The organism is Clostridium sp. SHJSY1, from assembly GCF_031626875.1.
Classification (GTDB): domain Bacteria; phylum Bacillota; class Clostridia; order Clostridiales; family Clostridiaceae; genus Clostridium.
The window spans coordinates 1-20,505 of the sequence record NZ_JANDMF010000020.1; the positions used below are offsets into that span (position 1 = coordinate 1).

Here is a 20,505-nt window from a genome sequence, read left to right on the forward strand (position 1 = left end):
TTTCTTTGTTAACATTTTTATCACCCAAGAATATTTTATTATAAAAACGAAAGAGTGTCGACTTTGTCGACACTCTGTAATGGCTTATCTCATAGGGGGAGATAAGCCATTTTAAATTATTATTTATTTTAATAGGGGAAATAAATAATTTTTAAACTACTTTATGAATTTATTATATAATTATTATGTGTCAATAAAATGACAAATTCAATATATAGTGTAATATGTTTTCTTATAAAGTGGTAGAAATTTGTTTAGAAAATAAAGAAGAAATGGAGATAGTTATGAGATTATTAGAACAAAATCAATTTTTAAGAAGTGTTGAACTGAAAAGAAATGATGTAGACTCATTTTCAGAATATCCATATTGTCTACCTATAATAAAGAATTTATCAAATTTGCCATTACATCCAAAAGTGACTTTTATAGTAGGTGAAAATGGGTCAGGAAAATCAACAATTTTAGAGGCTATAGCAACTGCATATGGCTTTAATCCAGAAGGTGGGACAATTAATTTTAATTTTTCATCAGAGGAAACTCATTCAGAATTATATAAATATATAAAGCTTATAAAAGGGGTGAAAAAACCAAAGGATGGATTCTTTTTAAGGGCAGAAAGTTTTTATAATTTTGCAACTAATGTTGATGAACTTGATAGTGTAGATCGTGCTCATAGTTTATTATCTTCTTATGGTGGAAAATCTTTGCATAAGCAATCTCATGGAGAATCTTTCTTTTCAGTATTTATGAATAGATTTGGAGGAAATGGCCTATATATACTAGATGAACCAGAGGCAGCACTATCCCCTGCAAGACAAATGGCTATGATTTCTAGAATTAATGAATTGGTGAAATTAAATTCTCAATTTATTATTGCAACACATTCTCCAATTATAATGGCTTATCCTCATTCAATTATATATGAGATAAAAGAAAATATAGAAATGGTTAATTATGAGGAAACTGAACATTATAAAATTATGAAGAGCTTTATGAATAATAGAAATAAGATGATAGAAATTTTAATAGATTAAGATTATGCAATATGAAGGGATGGTATGTAATAGGAAAATATATTGATAAGAAATGTGAAAAATTTAAAGAGAATTAAGGAGTAAATTATGGATTGGAAAGAGCAAATAAAAGAGTATATCCCATGTAATGAGCAAGAAGAAAAAGATAAAGAAATAATTCTAAATTGCATAGAGACTTTCGATGATATTTTGACAAGAGAGAATAGGATTTGTCATATAACAAGTTCAGCTTTTGTAGTAAATAAGGCAAGAGATAAAGCATTAATGGTTCATCACAATATATATAATTCTTGGTCATGGACAGGAGGACATGCAGATGGAGAAGAAAATTTGTTAGGAGTAGCAATAAGAGAAGTCCAAGAAGAAACAGGAGTGAAAGGTGTTAAGTCAATTAGTAGAGAAATTGAAGCTTTAGATATATTACATGTAATTGGACATGTAAAAAGGGGTGAATATGTATCACCACATTTACATTTTTCAGTTGCATTTTTAGCTGAGGCTAATGAAAATGAAATGCTTACTGTTAAAGATGATGAAAATAGTGGAGTTAAATGGATTCCAATAGATGAAGTTAACACTTATTCAAATGAACCACATATGAAAAAAGTTTATGAGAAATTAATATCAAAGATTAAAGTTCAATGAGATAATTTTCAAGAAATACCATTAAAAAGTCTACATATATAGTATAATATGGTAAAGAATCTGTTGAAAACTAATGTAAGATAATTTTGGAGGGATATTATGAGGAAAAAGTATATTGATAATTTAAGGTGGATAAGTATTTGATTGCTTTTACCATTCCATACATGTATGATATACAATAGCTTTGTTGATAATTGTAAACTTAGGAGGAGATAATTTATGCTAAATTTTATAGGTAAAGGAAGTGCTTTTAATACAATGCTTGGTAATACAAGCGCTTATATAAAAAAGAATGACAGTTTAATTCTTATTGATTGTGGAGGAACTATATTTGATAGATTAAGAAAATTAAATTTATTAGATGAAGTGAAAAATTTATACATAGTAATAACACATACACATCCAGACCATGTTGGTAGTCTTGGCGAAATTATATTTTATGCATATTACATATTAAAACAAAGACCAACTATTTTATTTCCTAATAAGGAATTTATGGAGGTATTCTTAGCTAGTATAGGGGTAAGTCCTGAAATGTATTACCATAATGGATCAGATTTAGTATACATAGATGATAGTGAAATTGGAGAATTTGGGGTGGAATTTTTTAAAGTTTCTCATGTTAGCACTATACCAGCCTATGGATTTGCAATGAAACTAAATGAAAAGAAACTTTATTATAGTGGAGATAGTAACAATATAAGTGAGGAAATTATCAATAGTCTTGTAAATGGAGAAATAGATAGAATTTATCAAGATACCTGTGGATTAGATTATGAAGGTAATAATCACTTATCTTTAAGTAAACTCTCTTCAATAATACCAGAGAATTTTAAAGAGAAAGTCTATTGTATGCATTTAGATGAACATATTACAGAAGAACAAATTGAATTTTGTGGATTTAATGTAGTTGAAATAGTGGATTAATTGAAAATAGAGAATGAAGAGTTATTTCTCATTCTCTATTTTAATTCTCAATTTAAAGCTGTAATGATATAGTGTGTAATAAAAGTATATTGAAAGGAACTTGATAGAATGCAAGTAGTTGATTATCATGACATAGGAGTCATTGAAGATAGTAAGCTAAAGTTTGCAGTTATAGCAGTAAAACATAAAAGTAAGTGGATATTTGTAAGACGTAAGGAAAGGAAAAACTTAGAGTATTTAAACACTTTGAGAAATTAGGAGAATCTAACAAATATAAATTTGATTATTTATCCAAATAGTTTTATAATATTTTTGAATTAATGGAATAATTTTAGTTTATTTGAGAAATATATTTTATTATGGAGGGACTGTGATAGTTATATTAATAGAGGATATTGAAGAAGCAAATATAAATAGCAAAAAATCAATCTATATCATAGTACATTAGGAGATTAATATGGGTTATAGAATTAAATAACCTAGGAAGTGTGTAGGGAAGGGGAAAAAAATGCTTCAAAAATTTTTGGATATATTAATAGGGGAACCTTTATCAAATGAACAAGGTGCTCAAGAAAAATATAATGTTCCATTTGGATTAGCTATTATGGCTAGTGATGCAGTATCATCTGTTGCTTATGCTGCAGAAGAAATTCTTTTTGTTTTGGTTCCTGTTCTAGGAAGTATGGCATTTAATTGGCTTTCATTAATATCTTTGATGATAATAGGATTACTTATAATTCTTACAGTTTCCTATATTCAGATAATAAGAGCTTATCCACATGGAGGTGGAGCATATATTGTTGCAAAGGAAAACTTAGGAGTAAAACCAGGACTTGTTGCAGGAGCAGCTCTTTTAATAGATTATATACTGACAGTTGCAGTAAGTGCCAGTGCAAGTGTGGCTGCTATAGTGTCAGCATTTCCACAATTGGACAAGTATAAGGTCTTAATTGTTATATTACTCATTGTTGTTATAACAATAATGAATCTCAGAGGAATAAGTGAATCTTCTAGAGTATTTAGTATACCAACATATATTTTTATATTTAGTATGATTTTTATGATCATATATGGATTGTTTAAATTTTTAGTTTTGGGAATTTCACCAGAACAATTAGTTCAGCCTATACAAGATTCAAATTTAGTAGAGAATATAAGTATATTTTTAATAATGAGAGCATTTTCTTCAGGGTGTTCTGCATTAACAGGACTTGAAGCTGTAAGTAATTCAGTACCAAACTTCAAGGAACCTTCGCAAAAAAATGCAAAAACTGTAATGATTTTATTAACTTCATTAATTTTGTTTATATTTGGAGGAACATCAATACTTGCTAGATTTTATCAAGCTGTCCCTATACATGGTGGACCAACTGTAATTTCACAACTTGCATATGGAGTTTTTGGTAGTGGAATAATGTTTTATGTAATTCAGTTTAGTACAGCCATTATACTACTTATGGCATGTAATACTGCTTTTACAGGGTTTCCGATGCTTATGTATGTTGTAGGTAAGGACAGTTATGTACCTAGACAATTTACAATAAGGGGGAAGAGATTGTCCTTTAGTGTAGGAATTATGGCTCTTTCATTTGTAGCATGCATTTTAGTATTTATATTTAATGCAGATACACACCTTTTAATACCACTTTATTCTGTTGGTGTATTTATATCATTTACATTAGCACAATCAGGTATGGTTATGCATTGGAAAAACACAAAAGAAGATGGATGGAAGTATCGTTCATTTATAAATGGATTTGGAGCAGTGATTACCTTAGTAACTACAGGAATTATAGCATCTGAAAAGTTTTTTGCAGGTGCATGGGCAGTAATATTGGTAATTCCAATTCTTGTACTCAGTATGCTAAGAATTCATAAACATTATAATAAAGTTGCTTGTGGATTAAGAATAAGTGAGGAAGATCTGAAAAAAGTAGATTTTAGAGTGAAATATTATCATTTAGTTATTGTACCTATAGCAAGCTTAAATAAAGCTACAATAGGGGCGCTTCAATATGCTCAAAGTATAAGTGATAATGTAATAGCATTAAATATATCAACTGATAAAGAAGCTTTAGAAAAATTAAAAGCTAAGTGGGAGTTATTGGATACAGATATACTATTAATTTCTAAATATTCTCCTTATAGAGCTGTAGTAACACCAATAATAAATTATATAGATCTTATTGCAAATGCAACTATAGAGAATGAAAGAATAACTGTAGTTTTACCAGAGTTTGAAACTCACGAAAAATGGGGAAGTGTCTTACATAACCATACAGGCTTTTTCTTAAGAGAAACTTTACTTAAAAAGGATAAAATAATAGTTACAACATTCCCATATCATTTAAGTGATTCAGATGAAAAAGAAGCTAATAATAGTTAATATTTTTTAGTTTTTATATACCCGATTAAGAATGTATATCTTAATCGGGTATATTTTTTTATTCATTCTGGGAAAACTAAGTAACAGAATACTATGGGAGGTTTCTAACTATGCTTGAAAAATTTATGGATATATTAATAGGTGAACCTTTAACTAATGAACAAGGTGCTCATGAGAAATATAATATTCCTTTTGGTCTTGCTATTATGGCTAGTGATGCAATTTCTTCTGTTGCTTATGCAGCTGAAGAAATTCTTTTTGTTTTAGTTCCAGCAATAGGTGTTCTAGCTTTTAGTTGGCTTACATGGACTTCTTTAATGATAATAGGGTTACTTATAGTTCTTACAATTTCCTATATTCAAATTATAACTGCTTATCCACGTGGAGGGGGAGCGTATATTGTTGCTAAGGAAAATTTAGGGATAAAAACAGGGCTTGTAGCAGGAGCAGCACTATTAATAGATTATGTACTTACTGTTGCAGTAAGTGCCAGTGCCAGTGTAGCTGCTATAGTTTCAGCATTTCCACAATTTCATCAACATAAGGTATTAATTGTTGTATGCTTAATAATAATAATAACTATTTTGAATTTAAGAGGAATAAGTGAATCCTCTAAAATATTTAGTATACCAACATATATTTTTATCTTGAGCATGATTTTTTTGATTATATATGGTTTATTTAAATATCTTGTTTTAGGAAGTGAACCTTATCATTTGGTAACACCTATTAAAGATTCAGGATTAGGAGAAAGTATAGGTATATTTTTAATAATGAAATCATTTTCGTCAGGATGCTCTGCTCTAACAGGACTTGAAGCTGTAAGTAATTCAGTTCCTAATTTTAAAAATCCTTCACAGAAAAATGCCAAAATTGTAATGGTTCTATTAACAGGGTTAATACTATTTATATTTGGAGGAACATCTATACTTGCTCGGTTTTATCAGGCGGTTCCTATACATGGGGGACCTACTGTAATATCACAACTAGCATATGGAGTGTTTAGTAATGGCATAATGTTTTATGTTATTCAAATTAGTACAGCCATTATATTACTTATGGCTTGCAACACTGCATTTACAGGATTTCCTATGCTTATGTATGTCGTAGGGAAGGATGGATATGCTCCAAGGCAATTTACCATAAGAGGTAAAAGGTTGAGTTTTACTGTAGGAATTATAGTTCTTACTTTTATAGCATCATTCCTTGTTATAGCTTTTAAGGCTGATACTCATCTTTTAATTCCTCTCTATTCTGTTGGTGTTTTTATGTCATTTACTTTAGCACAGTCTGGAATGGTGATTTATTGGAAGAAAACCAAGGAAAATGGGTGGAAAGCACGTGCTACTATCAATGGATTTGGGGCAGTAATTAGTTTTATAACAACTGGAATTATAGCATATGAAAAATTTAAACATGGGGCATGGATAGTAATTATAGTAGTACCTAGCCTTGTTTATTTAATGATAATGATTCATAACCATTATAATCGTGTAGCCTGTAGGTTAAGAATAAATGAGAAAACATTAGAGAGTACAAACTTTAAAATTAAGTATGAACATTTAATGATAGTGCCTTTGGTTAGTTTGAATAAAGCTACAATTGGAGCTCTTCAATATGCTCAAAGTGTAAGTGATAATGTAATAGCATTGAATATATCAACAGATAAGGAGGCTTTAGAGAAATTGAAAAATAGATGGAAGCTTCTTGATACTAACATAAAACTTGTAGCAAAATATTCTCCATATAGAGCTATTGTAACTCCTATTTTAAATTATATAGAACAAATGGCAAAAGCAGCAGGAGAAAATGAAAGGATTACTGTAATATTACCTGAATTTGAAAGTCATGAATGGTGGGGCGGGTTCTTACATAATCATACAGGCTTTTTCTTAAGGGAAACACTATTAAGAAAATATAGTATAACAGTATCCACATATCCTTATCATTTAACTGAGGCAGATGTATGTGAGATAGATAATGACTAACATTTATATATACAAATTATTAATTATATTATATAATCATTAAAATAATATAAATGGAGGCTTTATGGATAAGGTGGTTAAAAAAATTATTCCTATAATATTAATATTATCATTGAGCTTAATGGGATGTGGAAGTAATAAATTATCAAATGAAAGAGTAGAGAATTTTTCACAAGTTAATATAAATGATTTACAAAAATATAAAGGTTCATATGTAGGAGATTTCAGCAAGGTTGAAAGTATACTATGGAAATTGCCTGCTAATATTTATAAAAAAGGAATCTCTTTGCAAACAGATAAAGAGCCTTATGGAATAACTGTAAATTATAAGGTAAATGAAAGTTTAGGAGAAGAAGATTTTTATAATTTTTGGCAAGGAAAAGATGTTAATAAAGTTTTAGAAAAGAATGCTATAGTAATATTAGGACTTATCAGTAATGCTGAAAATATTGAATTTAATGTTGATAATATAGTGGAAACTAATTATAAATATAATAGAAAAGATTTAGAAAAAAGATATGGTAAAGATTTAGAAAGTTTGATTGAAGATAAGAATTCACTTGAAAATATTTAATATGACAAATTTACACTATGATATGGATTATAAAATCATTCATAGTGTATTTTTTTATGGTATAATTTACAAAAGATTATTATGTTGGAGGTTGAATTATGAGTGTGATGGAAACTATTTTAGCTAGGAGAACAGTAAGAAAATTTAAGCAAGATAAAATTGCGAGAAAAACTTTAGAAAATTTAATTAATGGAGCAAGGTTGGCACCATGTGGTGGAAATTTGCAAGCTTTAAAATATATTATAGTTGATGAGGAAGAAGAAGTTAAAAAAGTATATGAACATGTAGCTTGGGCAAAGTATTTAGGTGATAAATTTAAACAAAAAGAAGATGAAAGACCAGTATCATTTATAGCGGTGTTAGTTGATACAGATATAAAAAAGGCTGGTTATGAAATAGACTTAGGAGCAGCTGTAGAAAATATTTTGCTGGGAGCTTATGAAGAAGGCATCGGAACTTGCTGGATGGGGGCGATTAATAAAAAAGAAATAAGTAAAATATTAAGAATACCCGATAGATTTTTACTTAATACAGTAATTGCATTAGGATATAAAGCAGAGTCACCTGTAACTGTAGATGCTGAAAATTCTATTATCTATTATAGAGGTGAAGATGGAGAACTTTGTATCCCTAAAAGAAAACTTGAAGATATTATTATGAAATTTTAAGATATAAAAATACTACTACCTTTATGGAATATATTGACAAAATATAAAGGTGGTAGTATTATTCTAAATAAGGATAGTACCAATGTGGTACTTTATTTAGGAGGGAAAATATATGAGAGTTAGTAAGGAAATTTATAAGGAAAAATCAAAGGAAACCTTTGGAAGGCAAGCAGAAAATTATGAACAAACATATAATGGAAAACATTCTATAAGACTTTATGATGCTTTGTTGGGAAAAGTTAAATATTTTAATCCACAAAAATTATTGGATGTAGGGTGTGGAACTGGAACAATACTTTCTAGGTTAGCAGAAGATAATGATATTAGTTTAGCTGGTATAGATTTAACAGAAGAGATGTTAAATGTGGCAAGAGAAAGATTAGGTGATAGAGCAGAATTAAGAATTGGAGATTCAGAAAGGTTACCTTGGGGCAATAATTCATTTGATATTATAATTTGTTCAAATTCTTTTCATCATTATCCAGAACCTATGAAAGTATTAAGTGAAATGTTAAGAGTATTAAATCCCAAAGGGCATTTAATAATTGGAGATCCTACTATGCCACCAATAATTAGGCAGATTTGCAATAACTCTTTGAAGTACAGTAAGCAAGGAGACTACAGATTATACTCAAAATTGGAAATGGATGAATTACTTAGAAAGTGTGGCTTTAAGTTATCTTGTTTTAAGAAAATAACTTATAATTCATTTATTTTAGATGCAGAAGTGAGTAGTCAATTAAAGTGATTTAAGGAGGATAGAATGGATAGTAAAAGTACAAAGGAAATAGAGGAATTAAGTGAACTGTTTCATGGGATTGTAAAAAAATATAAATATAGAAAACTAGAGGAAGAATTCTCTAGAATTAGCACTATAACAACTACAGAAATTGGTATAATAAACATAGTCTCTAAAAATCCAGATGTTATTCTAGGGGAAATTTGTGCTGAGCTAGATATACCTAAGAGTACCTTAACTAATGCTATTAATAGGCTAGAAAAACGTGAATATATAAATAGGATAATTAGTAAAAGAGATAAGAGATCTTATGGTCTTCAATTAACGGAAGAAGGACATCTTGTGCAAAAAGAGCATATAGAATTTGAGAAAAAGATTTATGGAAGTATGTTAGATGCTTTAGACACTAATGAAGAAAGAGAAGAATTTTTTAAGTTATTAAGAAAAATTGCTAAGTATCTTGAATAAATTTAATTTGAAAATTTTTTAAGGGAAGCAAGTTTTGAAATGAACTTCCCTTAAAAACTTACTATTATAACTCTTATATATCCATTCTTTTTCTCTTTTTAATATAGAACAATAATGAATATATACCTGGAACTAAAATTAAAATCAAAATGAATATAGGTGCTATTATATTAATATCAAAGAAGAATGATAAAACAAACATAGCTATTGCAACTGGAAAGGATAAATAACCCAAAAGTTTATGGGCTACTTTCCAAGTATCTTCATCTCTTATAGTCCAAGGAAGTCTAAATCCAAAGTATCTATTACAAGGTATTTTAGGAGAAAGATTGCCAAATATCATTAAGAATAAGGACACAATGCCAATTAATAAAATATCCCTAGTTTTAGGTGAAAATAAATCTTGAAGTGGTGAAAATAATGCAAATATAGATATAATAGTAAAGATAAATATGCAAATTCTATTTAAGAATCTCATAGTCTTTACTTTAGGATTATTATTTGACAGTTTAGCAACTGCAGGCATTTTTATATCAAATACAGCAAGTACAGCTATAAATAGAGCTCCTAAAATACAATAAAGTAAATTGCTTTCAGGCAATATAAGACTTGCGATTACGATTAATAATGATGTAATTAAAAATAATAGTTCCATAAAATTAATTTTTTTCATTTTAGAACCTCCTCTATTTTTTAAATATATCTAAGAAGTTTCCAAGGACTTCTTGAAGTATTGAAGTGTTAATAGAATAAATAACATATTGACCTTTTTTCTCAGAACTTATAAGTTCTGCATCTCTTAAAATGTCTAAATGCTTAGAGATGGAAGGCTTAGACATATTGAAATGGTCAGATATTTCTCCAGCACTCATATCATGCTTATTAAGTAATTTTAGAATTTCTCTCCGTGTTTCATCACTTAATGCTTTAAATGCTTTACTCATAATGTAGCTCCTTTTTGTTTTATATATTTAGCTAATTAGTTAAATGTTTATTTACAGTTTATGCTTATTACCTTTGATTGTCAACTATTTTTGTTATATTAAAAAAATTAGGATTTAAAATGAATTTATATTACAACAATTAAGGGAAGTATTAAACTTCCCTTAAGATATGCTTTAAAATAGTTTTCTAACAAAATTTAAAACATAATTCATACCTCTAATTAAAATAGATGGTTCAATTACTATAAGAATATAGACAAGTAAAATAATAAGAAAAGTTATTATAAATAATAGTGGGGCCAATGTGGTACCACCATTTGATCTTAATATTTTAAGAAATCCATCCTTATCAAGTTCTTTGGATTTTTTTAATCTAAGCTTGTTTATTTTTTTAGTAGCATGTTTTATGTATAAATGATTAGCATTTAGTGAAACTACTAATGGAATAATTAAGCATATTAATAGTGAAAGCCATTTATTTTCAGATATGAAGGGTGAAAAATCTGAAGCTATTGGTGCTGCTATAATAATTGAAAAACAAACCATTAATGCTGTGAGTATTGCACTAGCAAAAAATATTATTATTGCTGTAGCATACATCTTTCTATACCAGAACCAAAAAAAGTTAGTAAAGAAAGCTGGAAAGTTTAAAGAAAGAAAATTCTTATTTTTTTGTGATTTATTCCATTTTTTTATATAATAGTCAACATTTGCGTCAGCAATAAAATTCATCATCTCTTCTGTTGAAATTTTATTAGCATCTCTAAGTGTGTCATCATCCAATATATTTTTACTCTTCTTTTTAAGATCATTATCATTCAATACATTTTTACTCTTCTTTTTAAGATTAATATCATTGAATGTATCTTGGGTCTTTTTTTCAAGATTTTTATCATTTGTTTTAGTTTCATTGAAGATGTCATTAAAAGTAAGTTTTTGTTTAGTAGAATTACTTTCATTAGCTTCTTTAGAACTGTTTTTTGAAATGTGGGAAGGGTTACAATTTTCACACACATCATTTTCAGTTAGCTCTTTTCCACATTTTTGACAGAACATTTAAAATCCCCCTTTAAGTAAAAAATGCGTATAAAAGCTTAAATTTAAAATAGTACATTTTCATTATACAACAAAAATAGACAAACTTATAGGAAAAATTACTATAAATAAAAGATAGAATTTAAGTTTAATATGCTGTTTACTTAAATTCTATCTTTTATTCATAACTATAATTCTAATTTGTAATAGATATTATATTTTCTACAATTTTGTCAAGCAGACCAATTCCAAGAAATAAAAAAATCACATAGTATTCAATTAAAAAGATAATTAAATCTTTACTAATTCTTAAGGAATATCTAATAAAAATTTAAAGGAAATTTAATCTGTTATAGAGATAATTATTCATATACTTATATAAAAATGTTTTGCGTATACTTAAATGAAAGTATTTTAACATTGGAGGTAAAAGGAAGTATGAAAATTTTAATGACTACAGATGTATTTATTCCAACAGTAAATGGTGTAGTAACATCAATAGTAAATTTGAGCAAACAACTTTTAGAAAGAGGGCATGATGTTAGAATTTTAACTTTATCAGAAAATAACTATTCAAAGAAAGAAGGAAATGTTTATTATATAAAATCATTTGGAGTAAAAGTATACCCAAATGCTAGAGCAACAATTAATTTCCACAATAAGTATATAGAAGAAATTATTAATTGGAAGCCAGATATTATTCATTCTCAATCTGAATTCACTTCTTTTATTTTTGCTAAGAGAATATCAAAGAAACTAAATATACCAATAATCCATACTTATCATACCATGTATGAATATTATACTCATTATTTTACTCCAAGTAAGAATTTAGGAAGGAAAGTAGTAAGTATACTTTCAAAAAAATTTTTAGATAATGTTGAAACAGTAATTGCCCCAACTGAAAAGGTAAAAGTAATGTTAAAAGCTTATGGAATAAAGAATAAAATTGTTACAGTTCCAACAGGAATAAAGTTGGATAAGTTTAAAGGAAAATCAAAAAAAGGTGATATAGATAAACTAAAAAACCAACTTGGAATAGATAAAGAGAGCAAAGTATTGGTAGCAATAGGGAGATTAGGAAAAGAAAAAAATTTAGATGAATTATTAATTAACATGAAAAGATTGTTAAAGGAACATAAGAAGTTAGTATTATTAATAATTGGGGATGGACCTTTTAGAAACAAACTAGAGAAGAAAGCTAAGATTATGAATATATATGAAAATGTAATTTTTACAGGAATGATAAATCCAAAAGAAATTCATAAGTATTATAAATTAGGAGATATTTTTGTCAGTGCTTCTAATAGTGAAACTCAAGGATTGACTTATTTAGAAGCTTTAGCAAGCGGATTACCAGCAGTGTGTAGAGCTGATTCGTGTTTGAAAAAAGTAATTATAAATGGATATAATGGGTTTGTTTATAAAGATTCTAATGAATTTTTTGAGAAGATAGAAACTATTTTAAATGATAATAATATGTATATAAGTATGTCTAATAATGCTCGAAAGTTGGTTGAAAGATATTCAGAAGAGAATTTTGGAAATCAAATTGAAGAGGTTTATTTTAATGAACTATCAGAAAACAGAGCATTTAGAGAAACAGTAGAGGAAGAGGATTATTACATGTTAAGGAGAAAGATATGATTTCAATTAATATGCTATCAAGAGCTGATATGGTTAAGGGGCAAGGAGTATTATCAGCTTATAATGAGCAAGTAAATTTAGTTAAAGAAGAGTTTACAGATGAGTTCAAGGTTTTAGAAAACAAGCTAAAGTTGTGTGAGATTATGCATTTTCATACTATAAATCCAGAATTCTTTTTTATGATACCATTTGCAAAAAGAAAAGGAAAGGCAGTAGGATATGTACATTTTCTTCCTGAAACTTTAGAAAAAAGTATACATTTACCAGTGATACTTAAAAAGATATTTTATAAATATGTGATAACTTTTTATAAAAGCATGGATTATTTAGTTACTGTAAATCCTTATTTTATAGATGTTTTAGAGAATTATGGTGTGGATAGAAATAAAGTAACTTATATTCCAAACTTTGTAGATTCAAAAAGTTTTTATCCTTTGGATTGTGTTGAGGTTTCAGAATTGAGACAAAAATATAAGTTAGATTCAAGCAAATTTACTGTTCTTTGTGTTGGGCAGCTACAAAAGAGAAAAGGAATTTTTGATTTTATTGATATTGCAAAGAGAATGCCAGAAGTTCAATTTATATGGGCTGGTAATTTTGCATTTGGGAAAATTTCTGATGGATATGAAGAGATTAAAAAGATTCTTGATAATGTCCCAGAAAATGTTTGTTTTTTAGGGTTGATAGATAGAAATAAGATGAATGAAGTGTACAACATGTCAGATGTAATGTTTTTACCATCCTATGAAGAGCTTTTTCCTATGACAGTTTTAGAATCTATGAATGTAGGATTACCTATTTTGCTTAGAGATATAGATCTCTACAAAAATATTCTTTTTGATTTTTATTTGAAAGGTAGAGAAAATGGAGAATTTATAGAAATTATAAAGAAATTAAAGACAGATAAAGATTTTTATAATTCTGCATGTGAAAGATCTTTTGAGGGACATCAATTTTATAGTAAAGAACATGTTTCTAGGATGTGGAAGGAGTTTTATTCAAGAGTAAAAGCTAATTAATTAGATATAGTTAGGAGAAAACATAAATGGTTCAAGAAAGAAGTAACGTAGGAAAGAATTTAATAAATATAAGTACTATAATAGGAGTAACCATTATAGTAGTCTATATTATATATTGTATAAACCAAGGAGTATTTCAGTCTAAAGATGCTTTTAGTAATTATATAATTAGGATTGGAATATGGGGACCTATAATTTTTATATTAATTCAAGCAATACAAGTAGTATTGCCAATCACTCCTGGAGCATTTGGATGTGTTGTTGGAGTTATAGCTTTTGGACCACTTTATGGATTTATTTATAATTATATAGGAATTGTAATTGGTTCAATAGTTGCATTTCTATTATCAAAATATTATGGACTTAAATTAGTTAAGAGTATAGTAAAACCTAAAATATTTAATAAATACATTAGTTGGGTTGAAAAAGGAAAGAAGTTTGAAAAACTTTTTGCATTAGCTATATTTATGCCAGTAGCTCCAGATGACTATTTATGTTTTTTAGCAGGTACAACTTCTATGACTCTTAGAAAATTTATAACGATTATAATACTTGGTAAGCCATGTTCTATCTTTTTATATAGTTTGGGCTTAACAGGAGTAATTTCATTGATTAGTTAAAGGGAAGTCTTTCAAACTTTTTAGTTTGAAAGACTTTTTAAGAGTTCAAATAGGGCTTAAACGAAATTTCTATTGACACAATATTGAATTATTTCTAGTATATAATGAGATAAAATAGTAGAATGTATATTTGTTACATAAATATGTATTGAAATGGAGATGTAGTAGAATTGCCAATTAAAATATACCTTGTGGAAGATGAAAAAAATCTTAATTTAATATTAAAAAAATATTTGGAACTTGAAGGATATGAAGTAACAACATTTTCAGAAGGAAGTTCAGCATTAGATAGAATAAAAGATATGCCAGATCTTTGGATACTTGATATAATGTTACCTGATATAGATGGTTATGGACTTATAAAAGCAATAAAAGCAAATAATAAAGGCACCCCAGTTATATTTATGTCTGCAAGAAATGAAGAACTTGATAGGGTAGTTGGACTTGAACTTGGTAGTGATGATTATTTATCTAAGCCATTCTTACCTAGAGAACTTGTAATAAGAACAAATAAACTTTTAGAAAGACTTAATATAAAAGGTAATAATGAAATTTTTAATGAAGAAGAATTAATAATTGAAGGCTATATTATTAATAAAAAACAGAGAACAGTTTTTTTTGATGAAAAAAAGATTCAATTAACTAACAAGGAGTTTGAACTGTTAAGTTATTTTTTAGATAATAAAAACAACTTATTATCTAGAGAGCAAATTTTGGTATCTGTTTGGGGAGATGATTATTTTGGCTCAGATAGAGTAGTAGATGATACAATTAGGAGGCTTAGAAAAAAGATGGAAAATTTAAATATTGAAACTGTATATGGGTATGGCTATAAGTTGGTTATAGTATTATGAAAAAACTAAAATTTAAATCTTTAACAATAAGGATATGGGCTACATTTACAAGTGCTATCTTAATAATTGTAATGTGTATCTCATTAATATATATTTTTATTTATAGAAAGATTGATGAAAAATATATACTTGAAGATTTAAAATATTCACATAGTTGGGTATTAAAAAATAATAATTCTAAAGCTCCAGAATTTGATGGATTTAAAAATCTTAAGGGAAGTAAGAATTTTTACTATATTTCGGGAAGTAATCAAAATAATATTATGGATATAGATCCAGATGGAAGTATGCATCCTACACCACCGATAGGTGATGAAAATAGAGTTAAAGAATGGATGGTGCGTAATTTTGCTACAAAAACAAGCATGGATGAAGAAAATTTTCAAGCATCCTATGGAAATACTAGCTATATTTTTGTAATAAGTTCAGTTAAGAAAGGAGCTACAAGTGGATATTTTATATCATATGTACCTATTCAACATGATTACACAATAGTATATATAATATTAATAACAGGAGGCATATTTATAATAATAGGATTTTTTACCTCTAAGTTAATAGCCAATTATATATCGAGACCACTTCAAAAACTTGAATGCTTTACTAAGAAAATTGCTAATAAGGATTGGAAAGATCCTATAACAATAGAAAGTGATGATGAAATAGGTAGGCTTGCAGAATCAATGAATACTATGAGAAAAGAGTTAAAACGTGCAGATGAAGAAGAAACCATGTTTTTGCAAAGTATTTCTCATGATTTAAAAACACCTGTTATGGTAATTATGAGTCATGCAGATGCTATTATTGATGGTATATATGTAGAATCGGTTGAAAAGACAGCTGAAATAATAAGGGATGAAGCTATTAGTCTTGAAAAAAAGATTAAACAAATATTATATTTAAATACATTAAATTATGTTATGGAGAGTAATAAAGAGATTAATGAAATTAATCTAGGTGAACTATTATTGCATATTGTTAATAGATTTGAAGTTGTTAATAGTAAAATAGATTGGGAGTTAAACATTAATGATGTATTTATTAAAGGAAATGCTGAAAAAGTACAAGTCGCGCTAGAAAATATAATAGAAAATGGATTAAGATATGTTGAAGATAAGATAACCATTAATTTGAAGGAAGAAAACTCTTTTGTAGTATTAGACATATATAATGATGGACCTAAAATTAATGAAGAGCATATAGACCATATTTTTGATAATATGTATAAGGATAAAACAGGAAATTTTGGACTTGGACTTGCTATAACAAAGAAGATTATAGATTATCATAATGGTGAGATAAGAGCTAAGAATAGAGATAAAGGTGTAAGTTTTATAATAAAACTACCTAGAATTCAAAAAAATACTTAATTTAAAATTGCAAGACTGGAGAAATATTTGAGCTCCAGTCTTTAATTTTTGTATTAGAAAAATATCACATAAAGTTCACATAATTATTTGATACTAGTACAACAATTCCTATTTAAAATTTAGATAAGGTGTAGGAATTATATTATAAATTTGGAGGCGAAAAAATGTTATTTAAAAAGCAGATTTTAAGAATCAGTTTAATTTTCGCATTGTTATTATCATTAATTTTTTGTGGATTTACAGTATGGAATCATAGTAGCAATGAAAGTACAACTCAAAACCAAATGGAACAAAGTTTCCCAGGAAATAAAATGGAAGGACAACAATCAAATGGCTCAGATGGTATAGGACAAAATCAAGTACCACCTACAGATAATCAAGGACAAGATGGTCAAACTCCACCATCAGGTTTTGGTGGAGAAGATGGTCAAATATCAAATGATTCAACAAATAGTACAACAGATAAAAATCAAGAGACAACAGAACAAAAGGGAGAAAATAGACCATCACAAGGACAAGCCCCTAATATGAATTCTAATGGAAATCATAATAACGGAGGATTTATGCAACATGGTATGGGTGGAAATAATAACAATTCTAGTTATGGAACTTCGCTTATTATATATTCTATAATATTTTTTGGCTTAGCTATAGGAGCTTATTTTATCCTAAAATATAAAAAGATAAAGATTGATCCAAAAGATCAAAAGCTGATAATATTTAGTATTTTAGGGACAGGGTTATTTTTAAGAATTGCATTTGGATTATTGGTAGAAGGATATTCTACAGATCTTAATTTCTTTAGAACTTGGGCAAATAGTGCAGCAAATAGTTTATCTAATTTCTATTCAGGATCTAGGGCTGATTATCCACCATTTTATATTTATATTTTGTTTTTTGTAGGTAAGATTATAAATATTTCTAGTTTAAGTGCTTATAGTACATTATTTATTAAAATTCCACCAATACTTGCAGATATTATATCAGCTTTTCTTCTTTACAAATTAGCTAAAAAATATATATCATCAGAAGCAAGTACAATATTAGCATTATTTTATATCTTTAATCCAGCTGTAGTTATCAATTCAACATTATGGGGACAAGTGGATTCTTTCTTTACCATGATCATATTAATTGCAGTATATTTAATGGCAGAGAAGAGACCAATACTGTCAACATTAGTATTTACAATAGGTGTGCTTATGAAGCCACAAGGTATTGTATATCTTCCAATACTTTTATTTGAAGTTGTAAGAAAAAGAGATTTAAAACTTGTTTTAAAAATGGCAGGAACAGCTTTAATTACAGTATTAGTTGTTATAATTCCTTTTTCAATAAATCAAAGTCCATTATGGATTATTAATCTTTATTCAAGCACAATATCTGAATATCCATATGCATCTGTTAATGGATTCAACTTTTTTAGCTTAATTGGGGCTAATTACATAAAGAATTCAACAACATGGTTTATATTTAGCTATCACACTTATGGAATGTTATTTATAGTTCTTACTACTTTATTTTCTTGGTTTATTTATGCTAAAAGAAATGATAATAATTTTGCTCCAGTAGCAGCACTAATTCAAATAGCAGGAGTATTTACTTTTTCAGTAGGTATGCATGAAAGATATCTATTCCCAGCAGCAGCATTAGCCGTTTTAGCTTATATCTATCAAAAAGATAAGAGGTTTTTACATCTAGCTTTTGGATTTAGTATTACAATTTTTGTTAATACTTACGCAATTCTATGTGGAAACTCATTCTTAATGAATGGGGTAAGTTATAGTCCTTTACTTATAATAACATCACTTTTAAATGTATTATTGTTTATTTATCTTGTAAAAATAGTGTGGGATAAGAGAAAAGTAATGGCGAATTAAAGAAGTTTTCCCATAAAGTTCACACATTTTTTCGATATTGCTACAACAATTGATGGTTATAATTAGCAATATAGAGTTAGAGATTAGCTGTGGGTAGGCTGTATAAATAATATGAACGGAGTGATAGATAATGAAAAATGAAGTAATTTATTCAGTTATAGTCCCTTTATATAATGAGGAATTAGTAATTAGAGAATCACACAGAAGATTAACAGAGGTTATGGAATCAACAGAAGAAGAGTATGAAATTATATTTGTAAATGATGGAAGCAAAGATAGAACAAAAGATATAGTTGAAGATCTTTGTGAGAAAGATAGCTATATAAAACTAGTGAATTTTTCAAGAAACTTTGGACATCAACCAGCTATAACAGCAGGTATGGAGGTTGCAGTTGGAAAGGCAGTAATAGTGATTGATGCAGATCTTCAGGATCCACCAGAAGTTATGTTAGACATGATTAAAAAGTGGAAAGAAGGATATGATGTAGTATATGGAAAAAGAGCAAAAAGAGAAGGTGAAACTTTCTTTAAAAAGTTCACTGCAAAAAGTTATTATAGGCTTTTAAAGAGTATGACTACAGTTGAAATACCAGTAGATACTGGAGATTTTAGACTTATAGATAGAAGAGTATGTGATGCATTGAATTCTTTACCAGAAAAAAATAGATTTGTAAGAGGGCTTGTTAGTTGGCTTGGATTTAAACAAACTTCTGTAGAGTTTGTAAGGCAAGAAAGGTTTGCAGGAGAGACAAAATATCCATTAAAGAAAATGTTGAAGCTGGCATTTGATGGTATAACATCATTTTCATTTAAACCACTTATGATAGCTAATTACTTAGGTGCTTTAGCATTATTTTTAGGAGTTATATTGTTTATTGGAAATATAATCAATGACCTAATAAAAAATATCAATATATTAAATATAAGTTTTATATTAGCAATTAACTTAATCATGTTTGGATTTATATTTATATGTATTGGAGTAATGGGACAATATATTGGTAGAATTTTTGATGAAAGTAAGAATAGACCTCTTTATGTAATAGATAATATTGTAAACAAGAAGGAGGTTGAAAAGCCTTATGAAGTTAGAAACTAAGGTTAAGGGATTATTTTATGATCAATTTAGGCATATAAGTAAGTTTTCAGTTATAGGAGTTGTTAATACTCTAATTGATTTTTTAGTATTTACAATTTGTAATGGAGTTTTAGGTGTAAATTATATTTTAAGCCAAGTTCTAGGATATAGCTTTGGTGTAGCAAATAGCTTTATTTTTAATAAAAAATGGACATTTAATGATCAAAAGTCTGAGAAGAAGACACTTCATGAACTTACACAATTTGTTGTAGTTAATTTAATATCATTAATAGCAACCATGATAATTATGAAGCTTCTAGTTACCAATTTAAGTTTAAATGTATATGTTTCTAAAATATTAGTCACCTTAGTAGCACAAGTGATAAATTTTGTGGCATATAAACTATGGGTATTTAAATAAAAGATAGTAAAGAGAAAAAATAGCAGGGTTAACATTTTTGTTAATTCTGCTATTTTTTTATCACATATTGTTCACATAATCTTTTGACATTGATACTACAATTGGTTTATATAATCAATATTATAAGTAAGAAAGTTGATTGAATTTTTTTGAAATTAAATAAACTTAATAATTTTAGTATGTAAATGTAGGGATTTGGAGATAAGGT

The 20,505-nt window shown here is 27.7% G+C and carries 21 protein-coding genes; 18 read left to right on the forward strand and 3 right to left on the reverse strand.

Translation table 11 applies throughout. The features are described from left to right. The first annotated feature begins 284 nt into the window (after positions 1-284). The 10 genes from NNC19_RS10525 to NNC19_RS10570 all read left to right on the forward strand — a co-directional run bounded on the left by NNC19_RS10525 (position 285) and on the right by NNC19_RS10570 (position 9,429). Positions 285-1,034, forward strand: a complete 750-nt coding sequence (locus NNC19_RS10525; protein ID WP_310938608.1) for an AAA family ATPase — start codon at positions 285-287, stop codon at positions 1,032-1,034. An 87-nt stretch (positions 1,035-1,121) separates the two neighbouring features. Continuing rightward, entirely contained in the window at positions 1,122-1,679 is a 558-nt protein-coding gene (locus NNC19_RS10530; protein WP_310938609.1) for an NUDIX hydrolase, read from the forward strand. Between the two features lie 219 nt (positions 1,680-1,898). Further along, positions 1,899-2,606, forward strand: coding sequence for an MBL fold metallo-hydrolase (locus NNC19_RS10535; RefSeq protein ID WP_310938610.1), 708 nt, complete (start codon positions 1,899-1,901; stop codon positions 2,604-2,606). Positions 2,607-2,714: 108 nt separating this feature from the next. Further along, positions 2,715-2,864 (forward strand): hypothetical protein, encoded by a 150-nt coding sequence (locus tag NNC19_RS10540; protein WP_310938611.1) that lies wholly within the window; start codon positions 2,715-2,717, stop codon positions 2,862-2,864. A gap of 250 nt (positions 2,865-3,114) precedes the next feature. Continuing rightward, a complete protein-coding gene (locus NNC19_RS10545; RefSeq protein ID WP_310938612.1) occupies positions 3,115-4,992 on the forward strand; it encodes an APC family permease in 1,878 nt (625 codons plus the stop codon). 110 nt (positions 4,993-5,102) lie between these two features. Beyond that, positions 5,103-6,980, forward strand: coding sequence for an APC family permease (locus NNC19_RS10550; protein ID WP_310938613.1), 1,878 nt, complete (start codon positions 5,103-5,105; stop codon positions 6,978-6,980). Positions 6,981-7,044: 64 nt separating this feature from the next. Next, complete coding sequence (locus NNC19_RS10555) at positions 7,045-7,554, forward strand: DUF4825 domain-containing protein (protein WP_310938614.1); 510 nt, start codon at positions 7,045-7,047, stop codon at positions 7,552-7,554. A gap of 98 nt (positions 7,555-7,652) precedes the next feature. After that, positions 7,653-8,222, forward strand: coding sequence for a nitroreductase family protein (locus NNC19_RS10560; RefSeq protein WP_310938615.1), 570 nt, complete (start codon positions 7,653-7,655; stop codon positions 8,220-8,222). A gap of 112 nt (positions 8,223-8,334) precedes the next feature. Next, a complete protein-coding gene (locus NNC19_RS10565; RefSeq protein ID WP_310938616.1) occupies positions 8,335-8,970 on the forward strand; it encodes a class I SAM-dependent methyltransferase in 636 nt (211 codons plus the stop codon). A 15-nt stretch (positions 8,971-8,985) separates the two neighbouring features. Next, positions 8,986-9,429, forward strand: a complete 444-nt coding sequence (locus NNC19_RS10570) for a MarR family transcriptional regulator (RefSeq protein ID WP_310938617.1) — start codon at positions 8,986-8,988, stop codon at positions 9,427-9,429. 73 nt (positions 9,430-9,502) lie between these two features. On the opposite strand, the gene NNC19_RS10575 is transcribed toward NNC19_RS10570, so the two are convergent. The 3 genes from NNC19_RS10575 to NNC19_RS10585 form a co-directional block, all read right to left on the reverse strand. Then, the gene (locus NNC19_RS10575) at positions 9,503-10,102 is read right to left on the reverse strand and encodes an SdpI family protein (protein WP_310938618.1); all 600 of its coding nucleotides are present in this window, start codon (positions 10,100-10,102) and stop codon (positions 9,503-9,505) included. A gap of 13 nt (positions 10,103-10,115) precedes the next feature. Then, on the reverse strand, positions 10,116-10,373 hold the full coding sequence (locus NNC19_RS10580; protein ID WP_310938619.1) for an autorepressor SdpR family transcription factor: 258 nt from the start codon (positions 10,371-10,373) through the stop codon (positions 10,116-10,118). Between the two features lie 174 nt (positions 10,374-10,547). Continuing rightward, positions 10,548-11,429, reverse strand: a complete 882-nt coding sequence (locus tag NNC19_RS10585; RefSeq protein WP_310938620.1) for a DUF2628 domain-containing protein — start codon at positions 11,427-11,429, stop codon at positions 10,548-10,550. Positions 11,430-11,846: 417 nt separating this feature from the next. Here NNC19_RS10585 and NNC19_RS10590 point away from each other — a divergent pair, with 417 nt between their 5' ends. From NNC19_RS10590 to NNC19_RS10625, 8 genes are all read left to right on the forward strand, one after another. After that, positions 11,847-13,055 carry a glycosyltransferase family 4 protein gene (locus NNC19_RS10590; RefSeq protein ID WP_310938621.1) on the forward strand — a complete coding sequence of 403 codons (1,209 nt, stop codon included), beginning with the start codon at positions 11,847-11,849 and terminating at the stop codon, positions 13,053-13,055. Further along, positions 13,052-14,074: a glycosyltransferase family 4 protein gene (locus NNC19_RS10595; protein WP_310938622.1), complete on the forward strand. Its 1,023-nt coding sequence runs from the start codon at positions 13,052-13,054 to the stop codon at positions 14,072-14,074. Before NNC19_RS10590 ends, NNC19_RS10595 begins: the two co-directional genes overlap by 4 nt. Positions 14,075-14,100: 26 nt before the next feature. Next, on the forward strand, positions 14,101-14,694 hold the full coding sequence (locus tag NNC19_RS10600; RefSeq protein WP_310938623.1) for a TVP38/TMEM64 family protein: 594 nt from the start codon (positions 14,101-14,103) through the stop codon (positions 14,692-14,694). A gap of 170 nt (positions 14,695-14,864) precedes the next feature. Next, positions 14,865-15,548, forward strand: coding sequence for a response regulator transcription factor (locus NNC19_RS10605; protein ID WP_310938624.1), 684 nt, complete (start codon positions 14,865-14,867; stop codon positions 15,546-15,548). Continuing rightward, positions 15,545-16,918, forward strand: a complete 1,374-nt coding sequence (locus NNC19_RS10610) for a HAMP domain-containing sensor histidine kinase (RefSeq protein ID WP_310938625.1) — start codon at positions 15,545-15,547, stop codon at positions 16,916-16,918. The genes NNC19_RS10605 and NNC19_RS10610 overlap by 4 nt, the downstream gene beginning before the upstream one ends. A gap of 164 nt (positions 16,919-17,082) precedes the next feature. Further along, positions 17,083-18,798, forward strand: a complete 1,716-nt coding sequence (locus tag NNC19_RS10615; RefSeq protein WP_310938626.1) for a glycosyltransferase family 39 protein — start codon at positions 17,083-17,085, stop codon at positions 18,796-18,798. 130 nt (positions 18,799-18,928) lie between these two features. After that, entirely contained in the window at positions 18,929-19,897 is a 969-nt protein-coding gene (locus tag NNC19_RS10620; RefSeq protein ID WP_310938627.1) for a glycosyltransferase family 2 protein, read from the forward strand. Beyond that, a complete protein-coding gene (locus NNC19_RS10625; RefSeq protein ID WP_310938628.1) occupies positions 19,881-20,297 on the forward strand; it encodes a GtrA family protein in 417 nt (138 codons plus the stop codon). The genes NNC19_RS10620 and NNC19_RS10625 overlap by 17 nt, the downstream gene beginning before the upstream one ends. Positions 20,298-20,505 lie beyond the last annotated feature (208 nt).